13 protein-coding genes are annotated in these 17097 nt (G+C 42.7%); 9 read left to right on the forward strand and 4 right to left on the reverse strand.

The features are described 5' to 3' along the window. Positions 1-101: 101 nt before the first annotated feature. A complete protein-coding gene (gene arcD, locus J5X94_RS00300; protein ID WP_210539243.1) occupies positions 102-1538 on the reverse strand; it encodes an arginine-ornithine antiporter in 1437 nt (478 codons plus the stop codon). Positions 1539-2221: 683 nt separating this feature from the next. Here arcD and J5X94_RS00305 point away from each other — a divergent pair. The 4 genes from J5X94_RS00305 (at position 2222) to J5X94_RS00320 (ending at position 8928) form a co-directional block, all read left to right on the forward strand. Beyond that, a complete protein-coding gene (locus J5X94_RS00305; protein WP_201593362.1) occupies positions 2222-3295 on the forward strand; it encodes an HlyD family secretion protein in 1074 nt (357 codons plus the stop codon). Between the two features lie 114 nt (positions 3296-3409). Then, positions 3410-6181, forward strand: coding sequence for a ribosome-associated ATPase/putative transporter RbbA (gene rbbA / locus J5X94_RS00310; RefSeq protein ID WP_210539244.1), 2772 nt, complete (start codon positions 3410-3412; stop codon positions 6179-6181). After that, positions 6182-7300 (forward strand): ABC transporter permease, encoded by a 1119-nt coding sequence (locus J5X94_RS00315; RefSeq protein WP_210539245.1) that lies wholly within the window; start codon positions 6182-6184, stop codon positions 7298-7300. Positions 7301-7458: 158 nt separating this feature from the next. After that, positions 7459-8928, forward strand: a complete 1470-nt coding sequence (locus J5X94_RS00320; protein WP_210539246.1) for an efflux transporter outer membrane subunit — start codon at positions 7459-7461, stop codon at positions 8926-8928. A gap of 188 nt (positions 8929-9116) precedes the next feature. Here the strand turns inward: J5X94_RS00320 and J5X94_RS13985 are convergent, their stop codons facing one another. Next, positions 9117-9239 (reverse strand): hypothetical protein, encoded by a 123-nt coding sequence (locus tag J5X94_RS13985; RefSeq protein WP_266097127.1) that lies wholly within the window; start codon positions 9237-9239, stop codon positions 9117-9119. A gap of 360 nt (positions 9240-9599) precedes the next feature. Continuing rightward, the gene (locus tag J5X94_RS00325; RefSeq protein ID WP_210539247.1) at positions 9600-10577 is read right to left on the reverse strand and encodes a zinc-dependent alcohol dehydrogenase family protein; all 978 of its coding nucleotides are present in this window, start codon (positions 10575-10577) and stop codon (positions 9600-9602) included. A gap of 168 nt (positions 10578-10745) precedes the next feature. Here J5X94_RS00325 and J5X94_RS00330 point away from each other — a divergent pair, with 168 nt between their 5' ends. Together J5X94_RS00330 and J5X94_RS00335 are read left to right on the forward strand one after the other, a co-directional pair. Then, positions 10746-11639 carry a LysR family transcriptional regulator gene (locus tag J5X94_RS00330; protein ID WP_210539248.1) on the forward strand — a complete coding sequence of 298 codons (894 nt, stop codon included), beginning with the start codon at positions 10746-10748 and terminating at the stop codon, positions 11637-11639. 233 nt (positions 11640-11872) lie between these two features. Then, entirely contained in the window at positions 11873-12097 is a 225-nt protein-coding gene (locus tag J5X94_RS00335) for a hypothetical protein (RefSeq protein ID WP_210539249.1), read from the forward strand. Positions 12098-12223: 126 nt separating this feature from the next. On the opposite strand, the gene J5X94_RS00340 is transcribed toward J5X94_RS00335, so the two are convergent. Beyond that, positions 12224-13099 carry a LysR family transcriptional regulator gene (locus J5X94_RS00340; RefSeq protein ID WP_210539250.1) on the reverse strand — a complete coding sequence of 292 codons (876 nt, stop codon included), beginning with the start codon at positions 13097-13099 and terminating at the stop codon, positions 12224-12226. Between the two features lie 251 nt (positions 13100-13350). On the opposite strand from J5X94_RS00340, the gene J5X94_RS00345 reads away from it, so the two are divergent. The 3 genes from J5X94_RS00345 to J5X94_RS00355 all read left to right on the forward strand — a co-directional run bounded on the left by J5X94_RS00345 (position 13351) and on the right by J5X94_RS00355 (position 17042). After that, on the forward strand, positions 13351-14223 hold the full coding sequence (locus tag J5X94_RS00345; protein ID WP_210539251.1) for an ABC transporter ATP-binding protein: 873 nt from the start codon (positions 13351-13353) through the stop codon (positions 14221-14223). 72 nt (positions 14224-14295) lie between these two features. Beyond that, positions 14296-15978 carry an iron ABC transporter permease gene (locus tag J5X94_RS00350; RefSeq protein ID WP_210539252.1) on the forward strand — a complete coding sequence of 561 codons (1683 nt, stop codon included), beginning with the start codon at positions 14296-14298 and terminating at the stop codon, positions 15976-15978. A 77-nt stretch (positions 15979-16055) separates the two neighbouring features. Next, positions 16056-17042 (forward strand): ABC transporter substrate-binding protein, encoded by a 987-nt coding sequence (locus tag J5X94_RS00355; RefSeq protein ID WP_210539253.1) that lies wholly within the window; start codon positions 16056-16058, stop codon positions 17040-17042. Positions 17043-17097: the final 55 nt, after the last annotated feature.

Raw genomic sequence — 17097 nt, forward strand, 5'->3', positions numbered from 1 at the left:
CTGTTTAGAGGACGAACAATCTAAAAAAGCAACTGATGTGACAATTAAGACGAACGGTTTTTTGTGATTACAACGGTAAGGCATTTTATTTAATAGGGTCACTACAAGCTTAACGTACCGCTGTAGAGGCCATAGGCTGCATAGATGGCACTGACAGTAATGACTACCAGCACCACTTTTTCGGCTGTATTGAACAGCTGATGCTTGTGCTCTCTGCGTGCTTTTATATAGAGAACCACACCAGGAAGATACAACAAAGCGGATAGTAAAAAGTACTGAATACCAGCGGCATACAACAGCCAAATACTATAAAACAGCGCGGTTACCCCAATAATAATATCTTTTGTGGCGCTTTCGGATGGTCTGTAGCCCTCTTTGCGATAGGCCACCAAAAATCCATAGGCAGCAGAAAAGAAATAGGGAATCAAAATCATGGAAGTGGACAGATAAAAAATATTGTTATAGGTGCTTTTACTAAAGTAGGTGATGACTAAGAATAACTGTGTCGCTGCAGAAGACACCAATAGTGCATTTACCGGTACATCAACGGCATTTGTCTTATAAAAGAACCTTGGCATGGTTTCGTCTTTGGCGGCAACGAATAAGACTTCGGCACAAAATAGCGTCCAAGCCAATAAACCACCGAGTAGCGAGACGACCAAACCTACTGAGATAAAGGTCGCGCCCCACGGGCCAACGGCATACTCTAGCAAATAAGCCATCGACGGGTTTTTCATCGCTGCCAGCTCAGGGAGGGATCTAACACCCATCGCTAAAAAGTTAACCAGCATTAATAGCACTAACGTAAAAATGAACCCCAATACGGTGGCTTTACCAATATCGGAGCGTTTTTTGGCGCGTGCAGAATAGACACTGGCCCCTTCAATACCAATAAATACCCATACCGTCACCATCATCATGTTTTTAACTTGATCAGGGACTGACCCTAGATCCGTCTCTCTGCCCCAAAAGTCGCTATTAAAAAGATCCATATTAAAGACCGTAAAAATAATGACAATAAAGGTGAACAACGGTATCACTTTGGCGATCGTAATCAACGTATTGACTGAGGTAGCCGTCTGGATACCTTTGGTAATCATGAAGTTGTATGCCCACAATAATACAGAGGCACCCACCAATGCCGTTAGGGTATTGCCATCTCCAAACACATTAAAAAAATAACCCAGCGTACTAAATATCAGCACGTAGTAACTGACGTTGCCCAACCAAGCAGAGAGCCAGTAGCCCCATGCAGAGTTGAAGCCCATATAATTACCAAAGCCTGCCTGCGCGTAGGCATAAACCCCACTGTCAAGTTCAGGCTTGCGATGTGCTAAATTTTGGAACACGAAGGCAAGCATCAGCATGCCAACGCCAGTGATGATCCAGCCAATCAAGGACGCACCAGGGCTTGCGGTTTCAGCGATGTTTTGCGGTAATGAGAATATACCACCGCCTATCATAGAGCCTACGACAAGGGCAATGAGTGCGGTAAAGTTTAGATTTTTCTCGGATGGATTATGCGTTGTTTCAGACATGGTGACGACCTTTTACTCTCTGATTGAGAAATATATGAAAGCAACAAAATAGATATGGCCTTGAAGAATACTTAAAAACATTGTTTAATATATGAAAACCCCATAATATTAGCATGGATTATTATATATTTGCTAGATGAATGATTTTTGCTTGTAATTTCTATGTATCTATATCAACCAAACAGCCGTGATATTTGACGGCAAAGGTATTTTTCACGGCAGTATTTTTTGTAAAAGCTATAACTCAGATAGGCTAAAGCTCATAAGGTTAGATTTTGTGGAACGTATGATGATTGAGAATAGATTCAGTTTCTGATGGTGTATTGAGGTGGTATCGAGTACCATAACCACAATAAAATTATGGATTTATTGGTATTTCTGACTAAGTCGTGTCCTAATCGGCTCAATATCCAATGAATTAACTGTATTGCCGAACACCTTATATACCTCACTCAGCATCCTGCATTAGCGTAGAAAGTGTTTTGTACTCACACCGCGCCAATATGCCAGTCATTGTGATCGACACGAGGTGTACTTGAGCTGATTTCCTACACCCAACACGCCCTATACTAAAAAATCATTAAAATTTTTAAATTGAGGATATGCCCGAATACGGTTAAAAAACGTATGGGTTGGTTATTTTCTGTTTTATTTCCGCATATAAATAAGATATAGGAACCGTTATGAAAAAAGCATGGGTTTTGATTCTATTGCTTGTCGTGGCCGCCGCTGCCGGTTGGTATTACTGGCAACAGCAGCAGCTTGCACAAGCCCTACCGCTAGGAATAGTCAGCTCAAACGGTAGATTGGAGCTTGAGCGGTTTGATATTGCTAGCCTTTATCCAGGTAGAGTCGAGCAAATGCTGGTGGCGGAAGGAGAGGATGTCGATGTCGATCAGCTGCTTGTGAAGCTGTCTTCCTCACAAAGCGAAAGTCAGTTAGTGGCGGCACAGGCAACCGAGCAGCGCGCACATGAAATGGTGTCACAGGCACGGGCGGGTCGTAAGCAAGGAGAGCAGGCAATGGCGCGTGCCAACGCCCAAATCGATGCGCAGATTGAACAGCAAAAAATAGCCAAAATGGAGTTGGATAATGCGCGCAAGATGCGCCGCGAAGATTTGGTGTCAGACTCAGAGGTGACCAAACGCCAAGCGGCATACAATGGCGCGGTTGCGGTCGTGCAAGCGGCTAGAGCAGCGTACGCAGAAGCGCAGGCAGCCGTTCAACAAATCGATGCTCAAGTAGCGGAAGCAAATGCTGGCGTCAATCAGGCCAAAGCTCAAGAAAAATCTGCCGCTTCGATGAATGACGATATGTTGATACGCAGTCCTAAAGCTGGCCGTGTGGAATACCGAATTGCCGAGGTTGGCAGTGTGATTGCAGCAGGCAGCAAAATGGTTAGCCTGCTAGATACAGAGGATGTGTCTATGACTCTTTTTTTACCTAATGGGCAGATGAGTGGCTTACAAGTCGGTAATGACGCGAGAGTCGTGCTGGATGGTCTGGATAGTGTGTGGCCAGCAAAAGTCTCGTTTATTGCATCACAAGCACAGTTTACGCCCAAGTCAGTGGAAACACAGAACGAGCGCGAAAAGCTCATGTTTAAAGTGCGTATCAAGTTACCTGTGGCAATAGCCAAAGAATACAAAGGCCTACTCAAGGGCGGCATGACAGGCAATGGTTATGTGCGTAGCAATACCGACGTAGTATGGCCGAGTAATCTTGCTATAAACCTTCCCAAAAAAGGCCAATCCTAGTTTCTCACGTTCGAGTATGACAGCGGAAAATGAGGTCATAAATTATTCAGATGGTTTTACAACCGAAGAGTTATCTTTATGAATAAATTAACGACACAAACTGTGAGATAACGTATGGATAGCCAACATACCGCCGTTGAAATTAACACTGTTTCGCATACATATGGCAAGACGGTTGCTCTTGATAATATTTCCCTAAATATCTTACAAGGAAGCACTGTTGGGCTAATTGGTCCTGATGGTGTTGGAAAATCAACGTTGTTGTCTCTTATTGCAGGGGTCAAGGTCATTCAAAATGGCTCCGTGCAAGTATTCGGTAAGGATATGGCAGAAAAATCTGCACGTGAGGCGCTGTCAAAACATATCGCCTTTATGCCACAAGGCTTAGGGCATAATCTTTATCCAACCCTGTCGGTATATGAAAATGTGGAATTTCATGCGCGACTGTTTGGATTGAATGCGCATGAGCGTCATGTACGAATAGCCCGTTTACTTAAGGCAACTGGGCTAGCACCATTTCCTGATCGTGCGGCTGGCAAGCTTTCGGGCGGAATGAAGCAAAAACTGAGCTTATGCTGTGCATTGGTGCACAATCCTGACTTACTGATTCTGGATGAGCCAACCACAGGGGTAGACCCCTTATCACGCCGTCAATTCTGGTCATTAGTGGCCTCGCTACAAGCTGAACGTCAAGAGATGACGGTCATCGTGTCGACAGCCTATATTGATGAAGCCAAAAATTTTGAATACCTGCTAGCGATGGATGATGGCAAGCTCTTAGCCAATCAGCGGACGCAAACCGTCATGACAGAGCTGAATGTCACGTCACTTGAAGAGGCCTACATCAAGCTATTGCCACCAGAGAAACAAACGAATGCAGGCGCGTTGGTTATCACGCCATTTGTCCCTGATCCTGATGCACCGCCAGCTATTGAGGCAAAAAACCTAACCAAACGTTTTGGAGATTTTACAGCGGTTGATAATGTCAGCTTTTGTATTGAGAAAGGTGAGATTTTTGGTTTTTTAGGCTCTAATGGTTGTGGTAAATCGACCACGATGAAGATGCTGACTGGATTGATTGATAAAACAGAAGGCTCAGCCAAACTGCTGGGTCAATCTATCGATGCAAATGATATAGCGACAAAAATGCGCGTCGGCTATATGTCGCAGTCTTTCTCGCTTTATGAAGAATTGAGCGTACGTCAAAACTTAGAGCTGCATGCAACCCTTTATCAAATAGAAGGGGAGCGTGGACAGCAGGCCGTAAAGGATGCATTAGATAAGTTTGACCTCAGTGCCGTGGCGGATACAGCGCCAGCCTCGTTGTCACTGGGTATCCGCCAACGATTACAGCTGGCAGCGGCTTGTCTACATCATCCCGAAGTATTGATTTTGGATGAGCCAACCTCAGGTGTCGATCCTGGTGCTCGTGATATGTTTTGGCGACAGCTATTGACGCTTTCACGAGAAGATAAAATCACGATATTTATCTCTACTCATTTTATGAATGAGGCCAGCCGATGCGATCGTATCTCTTTTATGCATCGTGGTCGCGTGCTGGTCGTTGGTACACCGACAGAGCTGACACATAATAAACAAGCAGAGGATCTCGAAGAAGCCTTTGTAGAGTATCTGCTCGAAGATGAAAAAAATGATACTGAATCCACCAGCCAAAACGACTCGACTGAAAATACACCAGTAGAATCAGCGACCATAGCGTCTGAACCTGATAATCAAACCAACGAAACTGACACGTTTAAATATTGGTTTACCACTGTTTGGACATTTGCTACGCGCGAATTTAAAGAGCTATTACGCGATAAAATCAGGCTATTTTTTGCTATCGTTGGACCCATTATTTTGATGGTCATGACTGGTTGGAGTATCTCGTTTGATGTGCACGATTTACCGTATACGATACTCGATCAAGATCACTCTGTACAAAGTCGACAGTTGACGGAGTACTTTTCTGGCTCAGAATATTTTACATCTACGTCACCCGTACGCTCTATAAAAGCAGCCGAATACGCGCTTAGAAGCTCTGAGACTCAATTGGTCATTGATATTCCAGCGGATTATGGACGTGATTTATTGGCCAATAGACAACCAGAAGCGAGCTTTTACATTGATGGGACAGTGCCATTCAATGCGGCCAATATTGAGGGCTATGTAGGAGGGATTATGACGATATATATCACAGACCTTCTTCAAGATACTGGCTTGCCTATCGATTTAGACCCTGCCGCTGAAGTGGTTCCGCGCTTTATGTATAACCAAGATTTCAAAAGTGTGAACGCGGTCATTCCCAGTGTGCTAATGATGATACTCATGTTGATTCCGGCAATGATGACCACGCTGGGTGTGGTACGTGAGCGTGAAGTTGGCTCGATATCAAACCTCTACACATCACCAGCCAGTGTGCCTCAATACCTACTTGGAAAACAGCTACCTTATGTCGTTCTGGGACTGATCAATTATCTCATACTTGTGCTCATGGCCATATTTTGGTTCAAAGTGCCCATAAAAGGCTCTTTCTGGGCAATGTCTTTTGGCGCATTGCTGTTGGTCTATGTGTCTACAGGACTGGGGCTGCTTGTGTCCAGTTTGGTTCGCACACAGGTTGCAGCGCTGTTTGTCACTGCTATCGTTACTCTGATACCCACCATTAACTACTCTGGGTTGTTGTACCCGCTCTCTAGTATGGACGGCATCGCTTATGCCATTGGGGTCGGGTTCCCCGCATCTTGGTATCAGCGTATCAGTATTGGCGGCTTTACCAAAGGGCTGGGTTGGTCTAGCTTTTTGACTGAGTATATGGTCTTGACAGCTTTTGCCTTGGCATTTATCACACTTGCCTCTATTTTCCTGAAAAAGCAGGAGGTATAAATGCAGACTTTTAAAAATATTTGGACGTTGACCATCAAAGAATTGCGCAGTCTGTTTGGAGACAAGATACTGTTTCTCATGATTGGCTTCGTGTTCTCTGTCACTATTTATACTGTGGCAGAAGGCATCAATACGGATGTACGCAATGCGCCTGTAGGTATTATAGATTTAGACCGCACAGCCCTGACCAGACAAATTCAGGATGCCCTACAACAACCTTACTTTCTGCCTCCTGTCGATGTGAAACGCGAAGATGTCGATGAGTTGATGGACAAAAGCAAGCTTATTTTTGTGCTGGAGTTTCCACCTGGGTTTGAACGAGATGTGCTGGCTGGACGAAAACCGCAAGTTCAGCTGTTAATTGATGCCACCACCATGACTCAAGCAGGTATTGGGCAAGCCTATATTCTCCAAATATTTAATCAGGAAGTGAGTGATTTTTTAAAACAAGCCGATCCACCGTTATTGGTCAAGCCAGTACTGAACATGATATTTAACCCAAACGGAGACAGCTACTGGTACACACCAGTTATGGAAGTCTGCAATATGATTGCGCTCTTGGCAATAGGGTTGTCCGGTGCTGCCGTTATCCGTGAACGCGAACGTGGCACCATCGAGCATCTGTTGGTGATGCCAGTTAATACAACAGAAATCGTGATTTCAAAAATACTTGCCAATAGCTTGGTGATTTTATGTGCCTCCATGTTATCGATGGTTTTTGTGGTCCAATATCTGCTCGGTATTCCCATTAACGGGTCGCTGCTTTTATTCGGTAGTGGTGTGGTGGTGTATCTGTTCTCCATATCTTCTCTCGGCATTATGCTATCAACCATGGCACCGAGTATGCCGCAGTTTGCCTTATTGATGTTGCCCGTCTTGGTCGTATCGTTACTCTTATCTGGCTCTATAGCGCCGCGCAGCAATATGCCCGAAGCGGCACAAATGATAAGCGAGTATTGGCCCACAACCCAGTTTGTCAGTTTTACACAAAATGTTTTATTCCGTAATGCCGGCTTGGACATTGTTTGGCCTGAGTTATTAGTCATGACAGGTATTGGCGTCGTGTTTCTCATTTTTGCTTTAGTACGATTTAAAGCGATGCTTGAAAAGCTAGGATAATGTGCAAAACAGACTGGCCCAATTTGGCTCAATAAAAGCCAGTCATACATATAACGACATCCTAGGATAGCTTCTATGAGACGTCCTAGGGCGTGTTTGATATTCGACCATGGCACTGAATTAAAAATAATGATAGAGAATATAAGGAGGAGTAGCGCATGTTTCCATTATCCAAAATTGTGAGTTTGGGAGCATTGGTCTTGATCTTAAGCGCCTGCCAAAGCACACAGGTTGTTCGCCAAAGTGACATTTCTATTCCGACAACGTTTGACGAAAACAAAGCGGCGAAGGGCAGTCCAGAGATTAGCCACTGGTGGCGACAATGGCAAGATCCGCTATTGAGTCGCCTGATAGAGCAAGGATTACAAGACAGCCCCGATATCCGCATCGCTGAAAGTCGTTTTGCAGAAGCAGTGGCAATCAGTCGTCTTGCCACTGCTGATCTTGGGCCACAAGCTGGCGTCAATGCTTCAGCGGGCCTTATAAATGGTACGGCTCATCTGTCTGCAAATGACAACCTCAGTCGTCTTTTGGGCGCTAGTACAGCGCTGCTGGAGACGCACCAAGATATAGACAGCAGTCATGCTAATGCGGGATTCTCTGCTGCGTGGGAGCCTGATATATTTGGCAGAAAACAAAGTGATGCTGATGCCGCCCGTTATGCGGCGTTGGGTGTACAAGAAAAAGTATATGGCGCGCAAATGCTACTGGCAGATCAAATTGCTGATCACTATTTTCAGGCCCGTGCCGCTCAGCAGCGTGAAGTCATTACTGCCCGCAATGTAGAGATATTGACGCGCTTTGAGCGATATATAAAAGGGCGTTTTCAAGCGGGTCAAGTCACCATGTATGAAGTTAATAATGTCCAAAGTAAACTCAATGCCATGCGTGCGAAGAAAAGCACAATCAATGCAGAGTATGCAATGCACGTACGTAGCATAGCCGTACTTATCGGGCAAGTACCGCAAGGTTTTGAGCTGCCTTCTACGACTGTAGATATTCTCAATCATCAACCGAGTGCGCCCAGTGGCCAAACGCCCCAAGGGTTGCTAGAACGTCGTCCAGATCTGCGTGCCTATGGCGCACAAGTCAATGCCTATTCTGCCAAACTGGCAAGTGCCAAAGCTGATCTGCTGCCACATTTTTCCATTCGTTTTTTAGGTCAAGGCGGGCGTATTGACGTTGACAGTGATGTGCCAGATTTGAAAGGTTGGGGCAGTATATTGAGTGTGGGTATACAGGTTCCCATTTTTACAAACGGTCGGATTAAGGCCAATATTGACAGCGCAGACGCTCGATTGCAAACGGCGCTGCTACAGTATGATCGAAGGCTACTGCTCGCGCTTGGTGAGGTAGATAATACTTATCAAGCACATCAGGCGCTCGCGCAGCAACAAAAATTGCTAGATACGGCCTATCAGCAGTCTGCCAAGCGTGCCAGCGATGCCGAAAAATTGTTTCGTTATGGTTATCAAAGGTTAGATGAAGCTCTGACAGCGCAGCTCGACTCGGAACAAATACAAGAAAACTTGATTTACTCGCAGCTTGCTCGAGCACAAATGCTACTGAACCTTTATAAATCACTAGGAGGAGGATGGGGAGAGAATGTCACTGCGGAGGCATCGTAAATTTCGCTAACTATTTGCTACTGATTTGCTCACTATCTGCTCATCCCAGTACGGCGGCGTGCCATAGTAGTCCATCATAAAATTGTTAAAATATCTGACTTTATGGGGAAGCAGTTTTAGAGAGGCTGAACCGCCCCGAGTATACCGGAGGCTGATTTACTTGAGTCAGGCAGTGATGCCTGACAGGATTAAATTATCATAATACCGTCTTTCAAATCAGACCTATATGCTCCATTGACCGTTTCAGCCAATGCATTGTCGTATGAACCACCAGTCGTGCCAACAGAAGCAATAATGCTAGAGTGAGTCATTTTATCCTTGATCGTTGCATGTTTATATTTAACATTCCAGCATTTTACTGTTAGTGGTAATATCAGCATCATTGTTAGTTTGGTTGCTGGTTACTTAATCCGTATGGCAGCGGTTAGAGCAAAGTGGCGATTACCCGTATTCCATTTGTTAAAAACTTCCAAATAAAATAGTGATCCTACCGTTATAAGGATGTCTACGAGCGCGCTGTGTTATTTTAGAGAGTCGTTACTACCTGTGAATATCTCGTTTTTAACACAGCTATTTGACGCAGCTATTTAATACAGCTATTTAATACAGTTTGGCTACAATTTATCTCATTTTTATCGCTATGTTCAAAATGAGGATACGCCTGAATACTACTATACAGTGAGCGTAATTTTACCCACTGCTTTACCTGATTCAAGGTGATCATGTGCCCGTGCTACCTCCCAAATAGAGTAGTTACTATCATCTATGATAGGCGTGATTTTGCCAGTATCAACCAGCTCTGCAATCATTGTCAGGATACGACCGTGCGATTCATGGTTGACGCCATGAAATAATGGAATGAGCACTAAAACACCGTGAAAGGATAAGGCTTTGAGAGCAACTTGCAATGGATCAGCAATCGGTAAAATAGTGGCGACATGGCCATTAAGTCTAACAGCTTGAAAAGATTTTTGAATATTATCACCAGCCACCGTATCGAAAACTTTGTCAAAACCCACGCCGTCAGTATACGTCGCCACATAGTCATCAACCTCCGCTGTTGTATAATCCACTAGATGATCCGCGCCTAGTGTTTGTGCTAATGCACTATTAGCAGGAGAGTAGGTAGCGGTGACTATCGCGCCAAGTACTTTTGCTAGCTGAACGGCAAGATGACCAACACCCCCTGTTGCACCATGAATCAAGACATTATCGCCTTCTTTGACATTCATTTTTTGTACGAGTGCCTCATAAGAAGTGAGTGCGACCAACGGCAGGGCTGCGGCTTGCCTCATACTGAGTGTTTTAGGCTTTTTAGCCATTAAACGCACATCAACTAACATGAATTCAGCAAGTGCACCATCAATACCGTTGAGGCCACCAGCCATACCATAAACTTCGTCACCAACACTAAATTCAGTGACGTCGGCACCTATCTCGCTCACAATACCAGCTACATCACCGTGTAGTATCTCTGGCAAATTCTCCGACCAAGGCAGCTCGACTGAGCGCAGCATGGTATCAATAGGGTTCACACTAGTGGCTTTCACTTCCACAACCATATGACCTAGTGTTGCCGTTGGTTTTGGTTTTTCTACCAATTGAAAAACTGCAGTTGTACCGATTTCTTTAATGATCATCGCTTTCATGTTATTACCCTTTACTGGTGTGAATGTTTTATTGTTTGTTTCAGGACACTCAGTTTAATCATTGCTAATCCAGCAAACCATTACCCAGTAAACAAATTACCTTTGCTTTTTGAGCAAGTCATAGTTACAGTTAGATAGAATACCTATTACCCTAATAGAGGAGTGGCAATGAGCTCAATAAATCGATTGGCATACTTCAATAGTGTTGTCGAAACCGGTAGCATTTCAGAAGCCAGTCGCATCTTTGATGTACAGCCGTCTTCCATTTCACGGCAGTTAGCGGTGCTTGAGAAAGAGTTGGGGGTACGTCTGCTCAATAAAACGACCAGAAACACCAGTTTGACTGAAGCGGGGCACAAATATTACGAATACTCTCAGCGAATTGTGTCAGAGTTTGATAATGCCAAAAGAGCCGTTAATGACTTACAAATAACGCCACAGGGTAAGCTTAAAATAAGCATGACAGTCGGTTTTGGTGAAAGTATGGCATTACCATTGATACCGAAATTTATGTCGTTATATCCAGATATTGATATAAAAATTGAGTTAACAGAGCGGGTTGTAGATCTTATAGAAGAAAATATTGACGTTGCTATTCGAAGTGGACGCTTATCTGATTCGACCATGATTTCCAGACGCTTGGTATTTAATGATTTTCTACTGTGTGCAAGCCCCCAATATTTAAAAAATAATGGCACGCCTTGTAGCATTGACGATCTAGCTGATCACCAATGTATCCGATATGGTTATAACGGTTGGAAAGAGTGGTTTTTGATAGCAGAAGATCGTAAAAAGTTGGTGATTAATAGTCAGGTTTCAGTGAACTCAGTGAATGGTCAGAAGCAGCTGGTATTGAATCATACAGGTCTGACGCTAATCCCATTGTGGGCTGTTAAAAGTGAATTGGCGAATGGGTCATTGGTTCAAGTCATGCCAGATCATATTTTTAGTCCTTATGAAGAACTCAGTGCCACTTACGCTATTTATTTAAAGCGAGATATGGTCTCACCAAAAACACGCGTTTTTTTGGATTTTTTGGTAGAACACATGATAGCGATTTGAGTTTGGGTCTACAGCTTGATCGCACGAATTTTTATAGTCGATGACTGCTAAATGCACTTTCATGAAGGTTGATGTTATTAAAGACCGAGTATGAATAGTTTATGAAAAAATAGGAGCGCGCCCAATCCGCGTATTATTTCATATACGATACATGCCTAGGCACTCATTATTTGATGAATGCTTCTAAATTTAAAATGACTTATTATGCTTAAATATGAGCCTATGGAGCTTTTATGACATCTAAATTATTTGTTAGTGGCTCAATTATGCTGGCCCTTGCTGCACTGTCTGGACTGATGGAAAGCTTATTTTACGGTGGCATTGGTTCTGATGGCGTGCTCCAAGAAAGCTTATTTTTACCTCTGACTTTTATTTTTTTAGCCTTATCACTAATCCTTTATTGCTTATCATTAATCATGCACATAAAAACGAGCGTGACAGGTATTCAAATGAACTAAACACTTACTCCACAACCACATTTATTGTTCCCAAGAGAGCAATTATGATAAATGGATTTGATGCAAAAAACTTAATTAGCAAGATGCGTATATATTGAAAACATTAGGATGCTTTTTTCAACCAGTCTAACCAGAGGTATCTAAAGAGTTCATCAAAGCAGTCACCACTAAATTGTTTACATTTTTGAGTGAAAAAACTACTTCGTCATAATTTGAAGGTAGCTCCGCAATGGGTACCTTCACAAAACCATCCTTTCTTATTGTGCTTTCGCTCCATGCAAATCCTACACCTAAGTTTTGGTAAACCGCATCGTAAACACTTTCTTGGGTGTTTACGATATACGTAGGGGTTATGTCTAAATTAATTTTTACCAGTGCCTCATTTATAAGTTTTTGAGTGGTAGAACCGTGCGTGCGGAATATGACGGTTTCAGTCGCTAATTCAGTTAAGCTTATAGACTCTCTTGATGCAAAAGCATGGTTCGGTGAGCATAAAGCAACGAGCCGCTGGGTAGCACATTTCTTAAACTGTAACCTGTCATCTTTTGGCACATTTGCAAGAATGCCAACATCTACTTGACCGTTAACGACTCTACTGAACGTTTCATAGAAATTACCAAAATAGATCTCAGTCTGTAGCTTGGGATAGCGCTTACTAAACTGCCTGATAATTTCAGTGCCCGGTAGTGGGCTGCATAGAGCTACCTTTAATATAGCTGATTCAAAGATTTTACTTCTTTGAATCAGCTGCTCTAGATCATCTTCAACTGCTCGTATTTTACTCGTCAATGACCCAAGCTCTAAGCAGTAATCTGTTGGCACAAGGTGCCTGCCACGCTGCATAAATAGCTTAAACCCAAGATTGTTTTCAAGCGTAGATAGTGCTTGGCTAATGGCAGATTGAGACACGCCTAAACGTTTAGCTGCCTGCGTGTAATTACCTTCCTCAAGCACCGAATTTAATATGTTTAGCTGATTATAAGTGTAAGGTTTTTTCGTCATATGACCGCCGTTTCTCGTATCGGTTTCAGAGATTGTCAGGCTTATCTCTGGGAAGTACGAGAAGTTATACACGATAAATAAGACTGAATGATTAAATGTATAAGCTAACCTTATATTTGACGCCAAACTGTCATATTCATCTTCTATATTAGTTACATGTAAACGATTAAAGCATTGAACAATTTACCTAAATGTATTTGCTTGAGCTATCACTCATTGCCAATACCAAAATATAAGTTTGGGCTTGAATTATGTTAGAACTAAGAAATGTGACTAAGAAGTATGATGGCAAAGTTATTTTTGAGGATATCTCCCTAAAAGTGAATAAGGGTGAGATTGTTTCAATATTAGGCCCATCTGGCTGTGGGAAAACCACGTTGCTGCATATTATTTTAGGTCTAACCGATATTAGTTCTGGTCGGCTTGCTTATGATAAGGAAGACATCACACGTGTGCCTATGAAGCACAGAGGTTTCAATATTGTATTCCAAGACTATGCTTTGTTTCCTAACTTGAATGTAAAGCAGAATATTGAATATGGGCTACGTAATAGACCTAACGTCAGCACACAAGCGGAGGTTGATGAGCTGGTTGACCTTTTGGAGATTAAGCCGCATTTGAACAAGCGAATCAGCCAGCTCTCTGGTGGGCAAAAGCAGCGTGTTGCATTAGCGCGTACTTTAGTGATGAAGCCTAAGATTTTATTATTAGATGAGCCTTTATCTGCCTTAGACGGGGTTATTAAAGAGACCATTAAGGCACGTATTCGTGAGATTGCAGAGCGTTATGAGCTAACCACTTTGATTGTGACACATGACCCTGAAGAAGCGATGACACTCTCTGATCGCATTTTGTTGTTATCAGACGGCAAAGTAGCTCAATATGCCAAACCATCAGAAATCATCAAAAACCCTGCCAATGATTTTGTTAAGAGCTTTATCTTAAATCAGCTAAATATCAAACGCCGTAATATCTTGAGCCTATTTGAAACGGACGATGCGCCAGCTGATCCATTAGAAAAATACACTCAAATGAGACCTGTGCTAGATGGCAGCTCAGTCACTGAAGATATCAATTCCATAATCCAGCGCACAGCTGCTAAATCCATTAAAGATACCTCCTAAGGTTAACAAAGGTTAATCGCACTAGGCCAACGCTGGTCTTTCAAAACTTACTTATTTCGTGCGTAGGTCATTATGAAACTTAATAACTCACCGCTAATGAAAGCTTCATGGCTTTTCATTGGTGCGCTATTTCTCGTCTTTATGTTTGTTCCTTTGGGTAAAATGTTGATGCTGTCATTTAATGTGGCTGATGGATTAGGTATAAGCCACTATGTCGATATCATCAGCAGTAATGACTTCAGACAAGTGATGTTAAATAGTTTTTTTGTCGCCATTGTTAGTGCGATGAGTGCCACCTTTTTGGCATTTATTCTTGCTTATACAGTGCACTGGACTAATTTGCCAAAGGGTCTTAAACAAACCATTAAGCTTGCATCACTGTTCCCTATGCTATTGCCAACAGTAACTTATGGATTTGCCATTATTTACACCTTTGGTAAGCAAGGTCTACTCACCAAGATAATTGGCTTTCAGTTGTTTGAAGACATATATGGTTTCTATGGTATGTGGCTTGGCTACACCATCTATACCTTGCCAATAGCCTTTTTACTACTTAACAATACCTTTCAATATTTGGATAAGAAGTTCGTAATCGTATCAGAACTGATGGGCGATTCACGCTTACGCCAGATAGATATGACGGTTATTCGTCCTTTAATTAGTACGTTTGCAGCCGCTATCATTCAATGCTTCTTTTTAGCCTTTACTGACTTTGGTATTCCAGCCTCTATTGGTGGTCAGTACAAGGTTATCGCCACTGAGCTTTATACCCAAATACTAGGTGCATCTCCCTCGTTTGAAAAGGGCTCTGTGGTTGCCCTGTTTATGCTAATCCCCTCTGTCTTGAGCATTCTACTGCTTTGGTATGTGGCTCGATTCAATGTCAGGTATGACTCAGTAGAGCATTTTGACTTGCCCACATCTAAAGTCAAAGACAGAATTCTGGGTGTGTTGTCCAGTGGCATTTTGATTTCACTATTATTCGTATTTGCTGTGATCTTCATCATTCCATGGATTAAGACATGGCCTTACGAGATGGCGTTTAGTACAGACACATTTACTAAGGTGATTGAGTCCTCGAACCTAATGCGAGTGTATAAGAACTCACTTATGGTCGCCACACTAACAGCTATTTTTGGAACTATTATTACCTATGTTGCCGCGTTGATATACGAGCGCTCAGGGTTATTCAAGATAGGAAAGCTGACGATCGAAAGCTCAGCCTTAGTAACCAATACAGTGCCGGGTTTGGTTATTGGTATTGCTTATCTAATGGTTTTCTCAGGCTCATCTATATCGAACACCATCTTCATTATTGTGATTAGTAATATCATTCATTACTTCTCGACACCTTATCTCATGAGCAAAAATGCACTGTCAAAAATGAACTTAGGCTGGGAGACCACAGCTTCTTTACTGGGAGACTCATGGCTACAGTCTTTACGCCGAATTGTTATACCCAACTCAATATTTACACTTATCGAAGTGGCATCGTACTTTTTTATCAGTGCGATGGTCAGTATCAGTGCTGTGATATTTATTTCAGGTGCAAAGACGATGGTGCTTACTACAAAAATTGTTGAACTACAGCACTTTGCCCGCTTTGATGAGATTTTTATATTGTCGCTGATGGTGCTACTCACAAATATCACGGCATTAATATTCTTCGCAGTGGCGCGATACCTTTATACCAGAAGCATCAATGGCACAACAAAAATAAAAGTGAAAAAAACCACAGTGACGACGGTCGCTTAGATATTTCAACACAGTTTAGGCGTTGATGTGACGAAAACCAATTTAACTTTTAACCATTCAAATAATCAGGAACAACAATGAATTTATTTAAAACGATAGTAACGGGATTGACTTGTGGAGTTCTAGTAGCAGGTTGTGGGTCGCAAAGCTCGGGAGATACGGCTGGCGAGGAGGTGATTATTTATAGTAATGCTGATGAAGAGGCAGTCGAAGTTATTCAAGAGGTACTTGATGAGGCAGGCTTTGAAGGTCAATACATATTTCAATCATTCGGAACAGGTGAGCTGGGTGGCCGACTATTAGCAGAAGGAAAAAACATTGAAGCTGATATGGTGACAATGAGCTCGTTTTATATCGAAAGTGCTCAAGCAAAAAAACCAATGTTTAAAGCGTTAGCATTTACGGCAAATCCACAGATTGCGACGCCTAATTACTACGCACCGATTCTCAGCTTTACGGGTGCTATCTTACTCAATACCAAAGAGATGGAAGCCAATAATCTCCCCATACCTACCAGTGCCAAAGACTTAGAAAATCCTATTTATAAAAATCAAATTTCTATGGTTGATCCAAATGGCTCATCAACCGGTTGGTTGTTTGTACAGGATATTGCTGCTGAATATGGCACCGATGCTGAAGGTCAACAAATCATGAATGCTATTCGTGAAAATGCAGGACCTAATTTAGAGCTATCTGGCTCTGGTCCTCTTAAAAAGGTAATGGCAGGTGAGGTGCCTATCGGTTTCGGACTACGTCATCAGGCAGTCGCTAATAAAGCAAAAGGTTTACCAATTGATTTTGTGGATCCCAGTGAAGGTAATTACACATTGACTGAATCGGTTGCTGTTATTGATAAAGGAGAGAAAACCAATCCTAAAGCAATGAAAATGGCTGAGTTAATTGTCACTAAAGCTCGCCCAGGTTTATTAGAGATTTATCCAAATGTTGTGTATGACGGCGAGACAGTAGCTGCTGAGAATCAGATTGATAATTCTAAGACCTATCCAGAGCTATTAACTGCCGAGCTGTTAGATAAGCACCGTGCTTTTTTCCATGGTGAGTAATTTTCGTTCAATCAAAATAATGCCCATTCATGCTTAGCTATATTAGTTCATAGGT

Origin of the sequence: Psychrobacter sp. K31L, from assembly GCF_017942195.1 — a bacterium.
Classification (GTDB): Bacteria; Pseudomonadota; Gammaproteobacteria; order Pseudomonadales; family Moraxellaceae; genus Psychrobacter; species Psychrobacter glaciei.